This is a genomic window from Candidatus Villigracilis affinis, from assembly GCF_016705895.1.
Taxonomy (GTDB): Bacteria; Chloroflexota; Anaerolineae; order Anaerolineales; family Villigracilaceae; genus Villigracilis; species Villigracilis affinis.
Window position 1 is genome coordinate 230655 of sequence record NZ_JADJKT010000040.1, and the last position, 16518, is coordinate 247172.

Below are 16518 nucleotides of genomic sequence, written 5' to 3' on the forward strand. Positions count from 1 at the left end.
TTTTTTACATTAATCGTCGTCGTCGCCTTCACCGCCTTCAAAATCATTTCCATCGTGACAGGCTGTACATGTGGCCTCCTGCACAGTGGAAGGATGACATTGACGACAGGAAGCGCCGCCATGGAACACACCATTCCCGCCTTCCTCAGCAATTGGCTCGGGGTGTTGAATATTAAATCCGGCAGGTGTCCATGCAAAGATGGTATGGCAAGTGGCGCAATTGTTTCCAAACACGCCTGCATGGAAAGTTGGGTCGGCATGGCATGACACACACTCATTCGATAAACCCGTAAATGAGTCACCTTTATGGCATTGCTCGCAATCCACTCCTGAATGCCCGCCCGTCAACGGGAAGTTGGTGCGGCTGTGGTCAAAGGTTGCGTCGTCCCAGTCACTCGTGTTATGGCAGGATGCGCAATCTGTGCCGAACTTACCGTTGTGCTCGTCATCCTGTTGATGGCAGGAATAACAATCAGTCGGCGTACCCTTGAACACATTATTCACATGACAGCGTTCGCAACGCACTTCCCTATGTCCACCGTCCAACTTGAAGGCGGTTAGGTTATGGTCAAAGTTTGCGCTCTCCCAGTTCTTCGGTGTATGACAGGTTTCACACTGGGTTCCAAAACGGCCATTGTGCTCGTCATCCTGCTGATGACAGGAGTAACAGTCGCTGGGCGTACCCTTGAAGACGTTATTCACATGGCACTTTTCGCAGGCTACCTCATTGTGTTCACCTTCTAGTTTAAAGGCGGATAAATTATGGTCAAATTTCGCGGGAAGCCAGCCTTCTGATGAATGGCAGACACCACATTCATTACCATAGGTGCCCGCATGCGGATCGTCTCCGCGATGACAGGAGAAACAATCCTGCGGCGCAGACTGCAGATCCACGATGCTGCGGGCATCGAGATGACACGCTGTGCAGTTGGCTTCGGCATGTTCGCCAGTTAATTGAAACGGGAATTGATTATGATTGAAGTTGTCGCCGTAACGGTCGATGCCATCATGGCAGGCCAGACAATCCGTCCCGAAAGACAGGACATGTGTTTGGGTGAAGACAATATCCATTTGACGGTGGCAGTTGTCGCAGGAGTCAGATGCGAAGGTTGTCACATCCTCACCATGGCAATCCTTGCAGACGAACGCCTCGCCCGTCGCCTTTTGCTGATGCCCTTCCAATGAATATCCCAGCGCCTCATGCGGGAAGGTGTTCTCCCCCATCTCGGTCAATGAAGCCGTTGCGCCACGATGTTCAGGGTGACAATCACGACAGGCCAGCGTGTTATTCTTTTGCATGATCGCGCCGTGTAGTTGTGCCACATCGAACATCTGCGCGGCGATATCCGTGTGACACTTCGCACAGCGATCTGCCATTTTCTCGGCGCTCCACGGCTCGGCATGGCAAGCCGAACATTCCGTGATCTGTGCATGCGAATTAACACCGCCCAACACTTCTTCATCTGCCACGGCATTTAGTGCGCCAGCGGTGAACATTTGATTTCCGCTAAAAAACTCAAACCCGAAAAATACAACAATGGTTATCAGAGCGGCGAAAATCCCCGTTCCTGTAAAACATCCGAGACGATTATTACTTTGCATGATCCCCTCCTATCGCAGAAACGTGGCATAATAAAGTGCCGCGCCGACATGAATAAATGCGGAAATGAACAACGCCATACCGATAGGAATGTGCACCGTATGCCAAAGAGACATCAGCCGCCGCGCCTGTTTGAGCGCCTCCTGTGACAGCGTACCTTCTATTTCAAGCCCATCCATGGTGCGTGGAATACGAGTGTAGATATAACGGCCGATAAAACCGCTGAATACGATGATGACCGTCAGCAGCGTGGTCGCGCCCGCGAGACCGTTAAATTTCCATGAAGTGTGCAGCAAAACCATAAATGGCCCCACCAATCCAGTGAAAATATGGAATTGCAGCCATGTAGACATTCGTCCAAGCGCCGCACTCCTGCTTCGTTTTCGCAGGCTGTAGAGAATCTCTGTCATCAACATCAGCACAAAACCTACAATGCCAATGGAATGGCCGAACAATTCCCCCGCCGCGGGGATTTCCCGTGTCCAAACTACCACCGCCCCATACAAACCCGTGATCAACACACAAAACACAAACGCCAGCCAGAGTTCCTTGTTACTTCGAAGCATCCTCGGCCCTCCCGAAAAATGTATTTAACTCAAGTTACTGCCTTGAGGCTATAAAAATTTTTACCGCAAATCCAGGTTGTTTTTTTAATTTGCTTTATATTTGGACCAAAAATCCACCACCACATCTGCGATCTTTGCATCGCGCGCCAGTAATTTATCGCGCATGGACGTAATATCCATTCCATCCCGAACGATCCTTTGCAAAGGAGTGGAAATGGTTTGATCACCCATCACCACCGCACCAAGCAAAGTCTTTTCCCCAACCATCAAGCGGACACGGTTTACGTCGAATCCGCTTTGCGCCACAATGGCATCGGGCAATTGCCGAAACGTTTCACTGTCACCGCGCGCAATGCCGACGATGTCTTCATCGTGTCCCTGCCCCACTGACCCGATGATTGTGGTGGTCAGGCCTGCAAGGCGCGTTACATTGAAGGGAGTATTGCGGACATAGGTTTGCCGTTCACCAGTCATATTCAAACCCGCCGTATGACCTTGATCTCGCGCAAGGTGCCACAAACTGTCGATCACCGACCTGCCTGTGGCTGGGTCAAAGACCTGTGCCACATCGCCAGCGGCAAAAATATTTTCATCGTTGGTTTGTAAATATTCGTTCGTTAAAATGCCGCGGTCAACTGAAAGACCCGCATCTCGAGCCAGTTCCGCGCGTGGTTTAATTCCGATGGCATAAGCAAGGATGTCACAGCGCATCGTGCGCCCATCCTTTAAGCGGAGTCCATTCACACGGCTTTTCCCCGTGATCTCGGCTAGTTCCGTATGGAAGTGCAGAGTAACACCTTCCTCCTGCAAACGGCGCTCAATAATGCGCGATTCATATTCATCAAGCACATTACTCCAGTATCGATCTCCGCGCAAAAGGTAATGCACTTTCACCCCGCGTGATAACAGCCCCTCCGCCAATTCAAGCGCTGTGATGCCGCCGCCCACCACCACAGCGGTTTTTCCGCGTCTGGCAAATTTCAGGATTCTGCGCGCATCTTCCAAATGGTCGAGCTTGACCACGCCTTCAAGATTGGCGCCAGGAACAGCCAAAGGCGTGGCCTGTGCCCCGACAGCGATGAGCAGCTTATCGTAAGAAAGATACGTTTTTCCATCCAGGGCAATGGCCTTTTCTGTTGGAAGCAGTTTGGTCACGCGTCCCTTTTGAAATTTGAAATTGAGCCGCGCATAATCTTCGCGCGTGCGGGGAAACAAAGCTTTGTCGTGCAATTCGCCCGTCAGAAAGTAAGCCAGCCCGGGGCGCGAATAGAATCCGTGCGGGTCATCGCCCACCATTACGATCTCGCCAGCTTTCCCATTTGAACGGATCGCTTCGATCGCAGCCACCCCGGCAACCCCTGAACCGATCACGATATATCTCATTTGGCACCGTCCGTAAACAAGTCGGTGCGCTCAAAACGCAGCACCCCACGCGGACAACGAGCCACGCATTCCCCACAGGTCAAGCATTCGCTGTGCTTGATCGCCTCTCCCATCCAGGCATGCGCGCGAACATCGATCCCAATCGGACAATTGTAGGTACAAATACCGCATTGCACACAGCGGGAAGAATCAGGCACAACATGCCCCGCCGAAAGTGCCACACGCCTCGTTGCATCAGTTTTGAAAATGTTTATAAATGACAAGTAAGCCTCCTTGTATCAAGTCGCTTTTTCCCCAAAAAAGTTACGGCTTTGGCACTTGAGATTGTATTCCCATCTTGAAAAGCAGGACAGTAACAAATGTCATTAAAATAAAAACAGGGCTGCCTCACGGCAACCCTGCCTGTTCGCAAAACTTGAGCCGTCAGGCTTAGTCTTACGAGAGCGGAACTACATTCGCCGCCTGCAAGCCTTTGGGGCCATCCTCGATGGAGAATTCCACCTTCTGTTCGGCCTCCAACTTGCGGTAGCCATCGCTCTGAATGGCAGTGAAATGTACGAACACATCCTCACCACCATCCCGACCAATAAAGCCGTAGCCCTTGGTCGAATTGAACCACTTGACGGTTCCAACAAAACGCTCAGACATCTTTCTTTACTCCTGCTGAGAAAAAAATTGAAGCCCGTTCACCTTTCCGCTTTCAAAGGCGATTCGGGCCTGCTGAGCGCAAGATTATCATGCCTAAAACAGCATGTCAAGATTTAAATTTCTTCCGTATCGATGCAACTCTCGACGTAAGATGAAACCACCAAGGCGACCATTTCACCTGAAATTTTGCTCCGCGAATCACATTCCGCATCTCATTCGGACCTGTGAACGGGTCCAGCAAAATGACAGATCGCCCCACCTCGAAAGCCGCATGCGCATCCGAGCCGACCGTGCCAGCCAGCCCATGTTTTTCGGCAAACTCTTGCGCTCTTCGATTAAATCGCGGCAGCATACAGCGTGAGTTATACACTTCAATGGCATCCACAAATGGAATGATCTCCAGCAAGTCATTTTCCTGCCAACCGCCCGCGCGCAACTCGTCAAACGGGTGAGATACGCTGATGAATGCCCCTTGATCCTTCAAGCGCTTAATCGTTTCCTGCGGAGTTAAGAAAGGAGGAATTTCCTCCAACACAAAGGCGGCGAGAATCTCCCCTTTCGTCGTCATGATCTCCTCACCCACGATGACCAGTTCCGGGTCCAGTGCATGAGCCGCACGCGCGCCTGCAATGGAATTATGGTCGGTGATAACCAGGCGGTCCAATCCCTTGCGCCGCGCCGCCCGCACCAAATCTTCGGGGCGGGTAAGCGAATCTTTTGAAGCATGGGTATGACAATGAAATTCGAGGGTCAATTTACGAGACAAGGTCATAATGGTTTGAAGATGGCCTGCACGACGCCGCAAATAAAGAGCCGCTCATCCGAGGCATTGAATTCACGCTCGATATGCTTTGGGTTTAAGCTTTGCGGTTGGAGAATGATCCTGCCGTTTCGAACCAGGATTCTTTTCAAGGTGATTCCTTCATCCTCATCGCTGATGATCTCAGCAGCGACAATATCTCCGCTTTTATAGCCTGCTGGCGGCGAAATATCTCCATCCTCTTCAGGCTCGGTTACTTCCCTGGTGTTCTTTGGCAAAAACCGAAGCAACACATAATCACCGTTTTCGATGTTGGCCAGATTCATGCTGTCACCGGAAACCTTGATGACCGCCGTCCTGTGGGTTGAGCTTCGAAAAAAGCTGTGACCATCAATGGACAAGATCCGAAATGGTTTGTCTTCGATGAAGACCTGTTCCACTTCCACCATGCCATCGATCGGCGTTTCCAAAATACCGCTCGGCCCAATGTCACCTGCGTTGATGGATTCACGGATGGAAAAAAGCCCGATGCGGTCAGAATGCATTTGCTGTTCCGCATCTTCTCCGTTATTCGTGGCCGTCTCTGTTAACATGGATTTGTTTTCGGGTGTTTCGGCTGGCAACGGCGGAATTTGATATTTTTCAGCGGCCTGATGAAGCGCCTCGTGCATTTCTTTGCAGCGCACGTCATACCAATCCAGCCTTCCCTTTTGGCTCTCTTTATCGCGGATCCCCTTAAATCGTTTTTCTGCATCGCGCCATGAGTTGATGGCTTCCACTTCCTTGTTGGGCAACAGCCAATCCATGCAACCTTTCATCCACAAGGCAACAGCCTGATGGTGTAATGAGTTTGTATATTTGGTGGATGCCTCGCCGAAGAGTCTTTGAGCCTCCTTGAAGTTCCCCATCTCCGCAACACTCAACCCGCACTGCAAACAAATTTCAGCAGGCTCCAAACCTTCAGAAGCCTGACTCAAGCGGTTAAGGTCTTCGATAATACCCCAGGCTTTCTTCATTTCCTGCCTATCACATTCCCTCTTCAATCTATCCAGCAAAAGCGCGGAGGGGTCGCTCAATGAGCTCTTATTAAATTTATTCAACCATCTGCTGACATATCTCAACCAGCGGATGGATTTTGCTTCGGTCGTCATCATGGTTTCTTTCCATCCTTTTTCACGTCTTTGTCGGGAGTTTGCTCACCTGTTGTGGTTGAAAGCGCCTCCAATACCTGGGCAGTGCGTACCAAAACAATGTTGCGAATACTGCGGTCTTTTTCATCTTTCGCCAGATCAATATCGTCAAAGGCATGGACAATGCTCATCAATATTTCAGCCTGTGCCTCGGCATGGCCGATCTCCTGATAGGCATTGCGCTGCGCCTCACCATAGGCGCGTGTAACATCGGCATTGCCTATCCAACCAGCCTTCCACGTATCAATGCGTTGATCAGAAACAGCCTTATTATCCACTTCGAAGTGCCCGATATCACACCATAAAAGCTGGGCGCCTGCATCTTTTAATTTTTCGCGGGTGGCTAGGGTTCCCAATTGATCACTGATCTCCTTACGCGCATTACCATCGGTATATCGGGGTGCGGTAATCTGGTCTAACTGGTGTTTTGCAATATACTCGGAAATCGCTCCAGAAATGACACCCTTTACCATCTCGTGCCAAGTATTCGGTCCCGTTGTAGATACGGTGCGATTATATGTTAAGCTGCGAATCGCCCGAACAGTGAACGGATATGGGTTGGTCAGGCTGCGCCCGGCTGCGGTATTGGTCTCACGATGGTCAGACCACACACGGTAACGAAACCGCACATCTTTTACCGTTACCATGATCCCGTCCTTGGTCACTGCCGATACTGCCGGGATAAGTCCATGCTGATCATCAAGGTTGAGGGCACTCACGATCGATTCAAAGCGGGAAATAAAGAATTTACCCGCAGAATACACCCCGGCTGGCCCATGCAACCTTTCCGTCAAAATTGCGTTTCCGGGTCCAATGGAAATGTAGCCGGGGCCGCCAATCCGATCCAGACGATTTTTTCCCACCCCGGCAACGTACTTATCCGACACTTTGATCTTCGGATACCTGATTCCGCAAAAGGACGAGAGTAGATACAAGACCGCTAGTGCATAACTCCCGATGTTGTGGATATCCTGAATGTATCGCGCCCCTGACAAAAATGCGCTGATTAATGCCGCCAGAGGGAGGATCAAGTAGCGGAAAATGGACTCGCCGTTCAGAAACGGCTGTATATAGGTAAACTCAACCCAAGAAAGCGGCCCCACTACAATAAAAAACACTGCCGTATACCAAAGTATTTTTAAAGGCTTTGCCTTTTCTTCGTATCTTTCGACAAGGATATAAGCGATCAAAAGAATGAACAAGGCGATCACCACAAGTGGGAAGCCAATATCATTCCAAATTCGCCAAAGCGTGAGTTTCTCAACCACAAACCAGGCCGCGATAAGAATGGAGGCGGCCGCTGTCACAAAAAGCAGGAACAATCCGCGGAGCCGAGCCCAGAACAAGTCTCCAGACAGGAAGTTTTGAAGAATCCTCAAGAGTAGAGTTTTACCGGTACGAAAGATCATCATGGCGCACCTTCTTCGCCAATAATGGGATTCGATTCATCCGTCTTTTTGTTTTCTGGCAGGAGCCAGTGCCGCAGATTGGAAAGCATCTGAACCGTATCAGCAGGGAGCAATCGTTGCGTGGCTGGGTTGACTGCTGCCGATTCCAAAGCCTGATACAGGCGGAGCGCCAGAGCCTCTTCAGTATAGTGATTCTCCTGGAAGATCCTTGACAGGGAGTAGATCATATCCTGCTGGGTCCGCGAACGTTCATGGTTATGGATACGCATGGCATGCAGCTCATGACTGGCCAGGGTCTTTTGGGCCTCCTGCTGCCAATGGGCACGCCAGTTTTCAAGAAGTTGAGCACGCACGTCTTCATTGACAGGGACAAGGTCACCAAACCCGGCACCAAGGATCTTAATTCCACGGTCTCTGAGGACTGCGGCGCCTTTAAATTTCATAGGCCGGGAAAATTTCAAGTCGACCTCATTCACGTCCTGCGCATCCTTGATCGGGGTTTCATCCTTCAGCATCACAACCTGGTAGCCCAACACACCCAGGTTGGTAACTACTTTCCCAAATTTCTTTTTGAATTCACCCAACGGAAAATCATTCGGGTCGTCTGGCTTGTAAAGGTCATCGTAATTTTCATGTACCAGCAAATCCCGAAAAATATCGGCGGCCACATGTCCGGGCAGTTCCGTCCAATCGATCAGTCGAAACTCATCGGAGACATTGCGCGCGCGGGAATACACGGCAGAGAACACCCGCTCTTTATCGAAAATAAACTGGGAGGCCGCTCCAGTCTTCGAGACGCGAGTGTCAGTATCGTTCCACTCGAATTCGTTTTCGGCGTAGGCATGCTCAAGTTCTTTTGCGTCCTGATCGCTGATAAATTCCACGGGCTGAAATTTCACAACTTGATTACTTACAGAAGGCCCGGATAACTGCAAAGCCCGCCAGCCCTCATCAGTCCGCGTGACTTGCAAAATATCCTCAGCCTGCCCGAGGGTGAAGGTTACATTCACATTAGTCGTAACCTCAATGCCATCCCGGGTGCAGGCTTTTACTCCTTGTACGGCTCTGCTTTGCTTTCTCAGATCCACCCAACCCACGATCTTTTCTCCAGACTTGGTGAAAACCACGCCTGGACCAAATGCCTTCACGATGGTGACATTGACATCGTTACCGGCGATTCCCAACTTAGCCGCAACCTGCTTCCACACCCCAAGCTTGCGGGGGCTTTGAGTTTCAGCATCTTCAGATTCAGCTTCAAAATGTACCTCCTGCCGTAAAGCGTCAATGGATCCGGTCTGTTGTTCCAAAACAATGGCGCTGTATAGATCCACCAAAGCCACGCCTGCTTTGAAACTGTTCAATTCGTTTTCTTCAACCCTAGGCTCCCCCTCCTTTACGAAGATCGCCGGACCATGCAAGCTTCTCCCAGCCAATGTATAACGGACCAAGCCGGCAAACGCGTTTTGTATCTGCGTCAAGCCGCGCACTGGCAATGTAAATGGAGATATCCAAAATAACACGATGAAAAATATGACGACAAAAACAGTTACATTGGCAAAAATCATCAAACTGGCGCGGCTGGCTTCCGGGGAAACGTACACTGCTTCGGCCGCACGCAAAATATAAACATACCCCCAGGAAATGATCAACTGCCAGACAAGTTTTATTTCATTGAGAAAGGACACGCTAAATAGAGCCCCTACAAATATGGCAGTTCCGAGAATCGAGTATTTTGCCTGTCTTGAAATACGGGTATCAGCGGACATGGTATTTACCCATCCCCCAATGAGGGATTCAACACCCCCAACAAATCGTCAACCTCCAGATTGCTGTATTTGATCCCCAAATCACGGCGCATATTTGCGACAAGCAAAAAAAGCTTTTCGTCTGTCACACGCTGGGCTTTTCCATGCACAGTTGCACTTTCACGCCAATCGCGGAATGCGCGCACGACCTCATCTGAACCGATCAACACGATCTGCGAGGCAATAGCCGTTTCCGCCGCTTGTCTGCGACCATCTTCGAAAATATCTTGGGGAGGGGCCTGCAACAGTTTTGCAAACTCCGTATAAACACCCCACTTCTTATCGTTGAAACGTTTCAAGTATTCCTGTTCGAGGTCTGCTTTTGCTTGTCGCCAAAACCCCATGAAAGTAAATGCACCTGTTGCCAGAGCAATTACAAACGCAACTACGATCTCTGACGCTAACCCACTGATGTTTTCCATATGAAAACTCCCCGATAACTGATTGAAAATGCGGATGGATACGATGCTCAAAAATCAGTATATACGTGTAGCATCTTCATTGTCAAGAGGGCGTAAATTTGGTCATTTTGCCATCACAGAGATTCAGAGTCCACTCGAGAACAAAATTCGGAGAAATGTGTCATAATTATTGACAAGGCGTAACTTTTTATGCACAGCAACGACTGTATATAAAATACATGTATTTCGCCAAGATAAGGAGATAAGCATGAAAACAAAAGGCTTCTTGATTCGCATAGGGCTGGCTCTGTTGGTCGCCGCTTTGCTCGGGGCCGGAGCAGGGTTACTGACTCGCGAGAGCGTGGATGCCGCGGAGGGGACGTATAAAATCCTGGCCTGGAATGACCTGGGAATGCATTGTTACAACCGTGACTTTGCAGATCTCGCGGTATTGCCCCCATACAATACCTTGTGGGTTCAAGTGATCAAAGCCGGTGACCCGCCCACCCTGGTCACAAGCGGCGTTACCGTGGAATATTTCTACGAAGACAACACATACTCGGTTGGCAAAACCAATTTCTGGTCCTATTCGCAGGATCTGTTCGGCGTTAGTTTACCGCCCAATGTTGGCCTGAAAGGGAAAGGTCTGTCAGGAACGATGGATTTCAGCGGGGACCATTATGTTGCAGAGGGTATCCCGGTCACCGAGTTCAGCGACAGCGCCCCCACCACAAGCCAGCCTTATCAGCTTGCCACGGTCATCGTAAAAGATTCAGTCACAGGGGCGGAACTGGCCCGAACCCGGGTAGTCACACCCGTTTCATCGGAAATGCGCTGTGACAAATGCCACAGTGATGGCGGGGAAGGTAGTCCTGACAACCCAACTGGAAAAGTTGAAACCAACATTTTGCAGTTGCATGACGAAGAGGAAGGCACGAACTTAATGGCAAACCGCCCGGTATTATGCGCAAAATGCCATGCCTCCAACGCGCTCGGCGCACCGGGGCAATCGGGAGTGCCAAATCTATCCAATGCAATGCACGACAAACATGAAGATGAATCTCCAGACACTCTGGATGGCTGTTACAACTGCCACCCGGGGCCGCAAACAAAATGTCTACGCGACACGATGTCACAAGAAGGAATGACCTGCATTGATTGCCACGGCGGGATGTCCACCGTGAAAAATAATCCCGATCCTTGGCTGAACGAACCACGCTGTGACACCTGCCACGACAGCGGACAATACGATCAAAATCATCCGCTCTATCGCTTCTCAACCGAACACGGAGGCTTGTACTGCGAAGCCTGTCATGACAGCACGCATGCAGTTGCTCCAAGTCGTGAAGAGAACGATGCGATCAAATTCAATATCTTGCAGGGCAAAAACGGCCCCATAGACCAGTGTCAGGTTTGCCACACGATTACTCCATCTACTGGCTCGGGTCCGCACGGGCTCACATCGTCAGGCTCATTGTTCGAGGATGTACCATCCACATATTGGGCACGGGAATTCATCGAACGATTGTATAACGCAGGCATCACAGGTGGATGCAGCACTTCTCCACTGATGTATTGTCCAGACTCCACGGTAACGCGGGCACAAATGGCGATCTTCATTCTGCGCGGCATTCATGGGAGCACCTACGTCCCACCCACTGCATCAGGTACCGTATTTGGTGATGTCCCAGTTGGCTCCTTTGCCGCTGATTGGATCGAACAACTCGCGGCCGAAGGGGTAACGGCTGGCTGCGGCGGAGGCAACTACTGTCCCGATGCAACCATCACACGCGCTCAAATGGCGATCTTCCTACTGCGCGGTGAACATGGAAGTGTATACACACCCCCAGCAGCGACCGGCACCGTCTTTGGCGATGTTCCGCTCGGTTCCTTCGCCGATGCATGGATCGAACAACTGGCTCTCGAAGGCGTCACCAGCGGATGCGGCAGTGGAAATTACTGCCCGGACAATTCAGTGACACGCGCTGAGATGGCGGTATTCCTTGTAAGGGCCTTCAGCCTGCCATAACCAACGACTAAATCAAAAAACGCCGCGATTCCCCTGCGGCGTTTTTTGATTTGAGAATCAAGCCCAAACAAATTTGTGAAGCGAAAAAACAAAAGATGTGACATTGGTATTATTGAACAGCATATTAAAAGTTGTATATTGAAAATGTGTTGAGTTTATATACAACCTGGGAGGGTTGACATGAATACCAAAAAATCGCTTTCACGCATAATCACTATCCTAATTGTCGTTATATTCTTTTTGTCAGGCGCTGTTCCAACCCTGGCGGCACCTGTCTCTGCTCCGCTCTATGCAGACGATCCGACTCCGCCGGCACAAACGGTCAAGCTCATCTTCATCCATCATTCCACGGGTGAGAATTGGCTGGCGGACGGGTACGGAAACCTCGGCATTACGCTGGAGCAGAACAATTATTTTGTCAGCGGCACCAACTATGGCTGGGGGCCAAATGCCATTGGCGACCGAACAGACATCCCGAATTGGACCGAGTGGTTCCGTTCCGGAGATACAGAAACGTACATGAACGCTCTCTTCAACGAAAGCGGACAAAACTCCTCCTACACCCGCAACCTGACCGACCCCGGCGGCGAGAACGAGATCATCGTTTTCAAATCCTGTTTCCCGAATTCTGCGTTGGAAGGCAGCCCAACCGACCCGCCATCACCTGACGGCTGGTTGACGGTGGGACACGCCAAATATGTGTACAACGAAATTCTGCAATACTTCGCATCCCGTCCCGATAAACTGTTCATCGTCATCACCGCACCGCCTTTGCAGGATGGCACCTACGCCGAAAATGCCCGCGCCTTCAACGAATGGCTGATGAACGACTGGCTGACGGAAAACGGTTATACACTGCCCAATGTGGCTGTCTTTGATTTCTACAATGTATTGACCGGGCCAGACAATCATCACCGCTACATCAACGGCGCCATCGAGCATGTCTTCACAGCGGGCATGAATACATCATATTATCCATCCTCCCCCGCTGACGATCACCCCAATGCGGCAGGCAGCCAAAAAGCGACGAACGAATTCGTTTCCCTGCTCAATATTTTCTACAACCGCTGGCGCGGCTCAACCACGTCCATCTTCACCGACGTACCATCTACATATTGGGCGGCCAGTTACATCGAAAGACTCTATAATGCAGGCATTACCAGCGGATGCAGCACCTCCCCGATGATGTATTGTCCGCTTGCGCCTGTCACTCGCGCACAGATGGCCATCTTCATCCTTCGTGGCATGCATGGGAGCGCCTACATCCCGCCCACAGCTACGGGTACGATATTCGGCGATGTACCCGCTGACGCCTTCGCAGCCGCATGGATCGAGCAGTTTGCGAATGAAGGCATCACCAGCGGATGCGGCGGCGGAAATTACTGCCCCGATGCCAATGTCACCCGCGCACAAATGGCGATCTTCCTGTTGAAGGGCGAACATGGTGCCAGCTACGTTCCGCCCGTGGCAACGGGCATCTTCACCGATGTGCCCGTCGGCTCTTTTGCCGCCGATTGGATCGAACAACTCGCCAACGAAGGTATCACCAGCGGATGCGGCGACGGAAACTACTGTCCAGATGCTGATGTCACCCGCGACCAAATGGCAGTATTTTTGGTCAGGGCATTCAGCCTGCCCTAGAAAAAAATACTATCAATTAGAAGAACAGAGTGCCCCCGAGAACTCGGGGGCACTTAAGTTGAAATTAATAGTGAGGTCAGTATAATGATTTATGTCATTATTAATGCGAGCAAGGTAAAGATCTCAGAAAGGATTAAACGCCATGAATACATCGAATATTTTTATCCGAGTCATTGTATTGATGGCTCTAACCATGAGCATGCTTGCCATGGCAACCACCCCGTCTGAAATACAAACAGATACCCGTCAAACTAATTATTCTCTTCCCCTGCCGGATGGACCTTCTTCTATTCAGTCAGGGTTAGATGAAGAAGCGTCCATGTGGGAAGGTTATATTGATGTCGATGGCCAGGGATCTCCAACCTGGGAATTGAATAATGTTTCAGATCCATCACTCGATGGCAAGTCATTGCGTTGTGCCATCACCGGGGGAGATCCAAACTCAAATATCCATTGCTACAGAAATCTAAATCCCGAACCGTCCAGCCATTTCTTTTCATTGAGTTTGCAATTTCAGTACAGACCTACATCGACCTATAACAACGCGGGAGGTCCGTCCATTGTTCAAGCGATTGAATTCTCAATGAGCAAATGGGATCAAGGCGTACGGTATGAATGGGCAATGCAATGGAACAATGTGAATAATTCATGTGATGCGGGGGCACCTAATTGGCTTTATTGGGATCCAGCGGACCCTTGCAGATGGATGGATTTTGGTAACAGCTACCTTATTGATGGCGAACGATGGCACCCGCTGGTTTTGAATGGTGACATACTCAATGGTCAGGTGCACTACAGTTATTTTTCTGTTGATGGACTGGAACAACAACTAAATATTCCCTTGATCGCCCCAGCATTCGAATCTGGCGTCTCAGATAAATTGGCGGTTGCCGTGCAGTTGGACGGGAATTCAACTGAAACGCCTTATGAAGTCTTCATCGATCAGGTGACACTCACAACCTGGGTTTTCGGAGATGTCCCAGTCTCGCATTGGGCAAATGACTACATCGAAAGATTGTATGACGCAGGGGTTACAAGCGGATGTTCAACCTCGCCGCCAAATTATTGTCCTGATGCCACCGTCACTCGTGCGCAGATGGCGATCTTCATCTTACGCGGACTCCATGGTAGTACCTACACACCCCCATCGGCAAGTGGAACAGTCTTCGGGGACGTACCCGCCGACTCGTTTGCAGCAGATTGGATCGAGCAACTTGCAGCAGAGGGCGTCACTGGAGGCTGCGGCGATGGAAACTACTGTCCAGATGCAACCATCACAAGGGCTCAAATGGCGATCTTCCTGCTGCGTGGCAAGTATGGCAGCACCTACATGCCCCCGGCGGCAACAGGTACTGTCTTCAGCGATGTGCCTATTGGCTCCTTTGCGGCTCCCTGGATCGAGCAACTCGCCCGCGACGGTGTTACCAGCGGGTGCGGCGATGGAAACTATTGTCCGGAGAATTCTGTCACGCGTGCCGAGATGGCCGTCTTTCTCGTCAGGGCTTTCAACTTGCCGTAATTTCTTGACGCATGCCTTTTGCGGTGGTATCCTTGCGCGCAATGTTCAGCCAACTTGTAGTTGACACCACTACCAATACCACTCGTACCAATAATACAGGGACGGGGCATTGGTGGTTGTCAGGTGAACAGCAACAAGTTCATACTCACTAGGTACACCAAACGCCCCGAGAAAATCGGGGCGTTTTTCTTAATCTCACAAAGGAGAAGCTATCATGTCCATTTCAAACGCCACACCCGTCCTTGCCGTTGACGAGAAGAATCTCATTCCGGTCAGCGATCACCTTAAGCAGATGGCCGATATTCCGCCTTCACGCATGTTCCTCATCAACAAATCGTTGAAGGTCTATGTGGAAAAGAACGCAGGCGCGAAAATATTCGACGCGTCACAAGGCGACGGAGGCGCGTCACTGCCTGGCACACCCAAAGCGATTTTGGAACGCGCGCTTCAACTTCAACTGGAGCATGGTACGGCTTACGATATGCCTTTCGGCACCGACGCATATCGCAAGGCAGTCATTGAGCAATATTGGAAATTGGATTCCTCTTCGGGTTGGGGTCCCGCAAACGTACTCGGCACCGCAGGCGGACGTGATGCATTGGTCAAGGCCTACGGCGCGATGCTCTCACTCGGGCATGGACGTCAGGGCGATCTCATCATGGTATCCCGCGTTCCGTGGATCTCCTACAACTGGGGACCGTACGGCGTCGGGGCGAACGTGCTTTGGGCTCCCGGCGACCCAGCCCAAGGGTGGGCTTATTCGGAAGATGCCATTCGCGAGAGCGTCAAGTTCGCCGAATCCAAGGGTAGAAAGATCGCGGGCATCGTCATCACCAATCCCGATAATCCCACAGGTCTGACCATCGCCATTGAAAAGCAGGTCTCGCTCGCCAAAGCCGCATTGGAAGCGGGCGTGGCCTTCGTGCTCTTCGATTGGATGTATCACTACGTCACCGACGAATCACCGATGGACTTGAATTCCTTCCTCAAATTCTTCACCCCCGAAGAACGCAAGCGCATCATGTTCCTCGATGGCATCACCAAATCGCTGGGCGGATCGAACGTCCGCAACTGCCACCTGATCGCTGATGAAGCCGTCATCAAATTCATCACCGCGCGCGCTTCACACGGAGTTATTCCTTCATTCTATTCTTTGGCAGTCGCCATGGCCGCCTACGAAATGGGATTTACCGAAGCCGCGAAGACCATCATCGAACCGACCAATGCCAGCCGCGTGGTTTTGAAGAAGCTGATCGCAGAACAGGGTTTTCAGCACATCATCGGCAAAGGCTATTACGCCTTCATGAATGTCGGTGAATTCATCAAAGCCAAGGGCTGGGCTGATAGTGAGCCGCTCGGACAATATCTCGCCGAAAATCACGGCGTAGCCATCGTCCCCGGCGCATTCTTCTCCCCCTTCGGCAACGACTGGATCCGCTTCTCCTACGCCACTCCCGCCGAAAGAACCGAAGGCGCATTCAAGCGATTGGTTGAGGGGTTGGAGAGTTTGAAGAAATAACTGCAAAAAAGAGGAAAGAGGAAAGATGGGTAAATCCTTTTCTTTCTT

Annotated in this window: 14 protein-coding genes; 4 read left to right on the forward strand and 10 right to left on the reverse strand. The window is 50.9% G+C overall.

Annotated elements, in window-relative coordinates:
- Positions 1–9: 9 nt before the first annotated feature.
- The 10 genes from IPI86_RS23800 to IPI86_RS23845 all read right to left on the reverse strand — a co-directional run bounded on the left by IPI86_RS23800 (position 10) and on the right by IPI86_RS23845 (position 9783).
- Positions 10–1602 (reverse strand): cytochrome c3 family protein, encoded by a 1593-nt coding sequence (locus IPI86_RS23800; RefSeq protein WP_345300523.1) that lies wholly within the window; start codon positions 1600–1602, stop codon positions 10–12.
- Positions 1603–1611: 9 nt separating this feature from the next.
- Positions 1612–2166: a hypothetical protein gene (locus IPI86_RS23805; RefSeq protein WP_345300524.1), complete on the reverse strand. Its 555-nt coding sequence runs from the start codon at positions 2164–2166 to the stop codon at positions 1612–1614.
- A gap of 84 nt (positions 2167–2250) precedes the next feature.
- Positions 2251–3549, reverse strand: a complete 1299-nt coding sequence (locus IPI86_RS23810; RefSeq protein ID WP_345300525.1) for an FAD-dependent oxidoreductase — start codon at positions 3547–3549, stop codon at positions 2251–2253.
- Positions 3546–3812 carry a 4Fe-4S dicluster domain-containing protein gene (locus IPI86_RS23815; RefSeq protein ID WP_345300526.1) on the reverse strand — a complete coding sequence of 89 codons (267 nt, stop codon included), beginning with the start codon at positions 3810–3812 and terminating at the stop codon, positions 3546–3548. The genes IPI86_RS23810 and IPI86_RS23815 overlap by 4 nt, the downstream gene beginning before the upstream one ends.
- Before the next feature lie 172 nt (positions 3813–3984).
- Positions 3985–4197 (reverse strand): cold-shock protein, encoded by a 213-nt coding sequence (locus tag IPI86_RS23820; protein ID WP_345300527.1) that lies wholly within the window; start codon positions 4195–4197, stop codon positions 3985–3987.
- 106 nt (positions 4198–4303) lie between these two features.
- Complete coding sequence (locus tag IPI86_RS23825; RefSeq protein WP_345300528.1) at positions 4304–4969, reverse strand: PHP domain-containing protein; 666 nt, start codon at positions 4967–4969, stop codon at positions 4304–4306.
- Entirely contained in the window at positions 4966–6111 is a 1146-nt protein-coding gene (locus tag IPI86_RS23830) for a S24 family peptidase (protein WP_345300529.1), read from the reverse strand. Before IPI86_RS23830 ends, IPI86_RS23825 begins: the two co-directional genes overlap by 4 nt.
- A complete protein-coding gene (locus IPI86_RS23835; protein ID WP_345300530.1) occupies positions 6108–7469 on the reverse strand; it encodes an SPFH domain-containing protein in 1362 nt (453 codons plus the stop codon). Before IPI86_RS23835 ends, IPI86_RS23830 begins: the two co-directional genes overlap by 4 nt.
- Positions 7470–7555: 86 nt before the next feature.
- Complete coding sequence (locus IPI86_RS23840; RefSeq protein WP_345300531.1) at positions 7556–9241, reverse strand: hypothetical protein; 1686 nt, start codon at positions 9239–9241, stop codon at positions 7556–7558.
- An 86-nt stretch (positions 9242–9327) separates the two neighbouring features.
- The gene (locus IPI86_RS23845) at positions 9328–9783 is read right to left on the reverse strand and encodes a hypothetical protein (RefSeq protein ID WP_345300532.1); all 456 of its coding nucleotides are present in this window, start codon (positions 9781–9783) and stop codon (positions 9328–9330) included.
- 247 nt (positions 9784–10030) lie between these two features.
- Between IPI86_RS23845 and IPI86_RS23850 the strand changes: the two genes are divergently transcribed.
- The 4 genes from IPI86_RS23850 to IPI86_RS23865 all read left to right on the forward strand — a co-directional run bounded on the left by IPI86_RS23850 (position 10031) and on the right by IPI86_RS23865 (position 16470).
- Positions 10031–11791 (forward strand): S-layer homology domain-containing protein, encoded by a 1761-nt coding sequence (locus IPI86_RS23850; RefSeq protein WP_345300533.1) that lies wholly within the window; start codon positions 10031–10033, stop codon positions 11789–11791.
- Positions 11792–11971: 180 nt separating this feature from the next.
- Complete coding sequence (locus IPI86_RS23855; protein ID WP_345300534.1) at positions 11972–13432, forward strand: S-layer homology domain-containing protein; 1461 nt, start codon at positions 11972–11974, stop codon at positions 13430–13432.
- A 142-nt stretch (positions 13433–13574) separates the two neighbouring features.
- Positions 13575–14951: an S-layer homology domain-containing protein gene (locus IPI86_RS23860; protein ID WP_345300535.1), complete on the forward strand. Its 1377-nt coding sequence runs from the start codon at positions 13575–13577 to the stop codon at positions 14949–14951.
- 214 nt (positions 14952–15165) lie between these two features.
- Positions 15166–16470 carry a pyridoxal phosphate-dependent aminotransferase gene (locus tag IPI86_RS23865; protein ID WP_345300536.1) on the forward strand — a complete coding sequence of 435 codons (1305 nt, stop codon included), beginning with the start codon at positions 15166–15168 and terminating at the stop codon, positions 16468–16470.
- Positions 16471–16518: the final 48 nt, after the last annotated feature.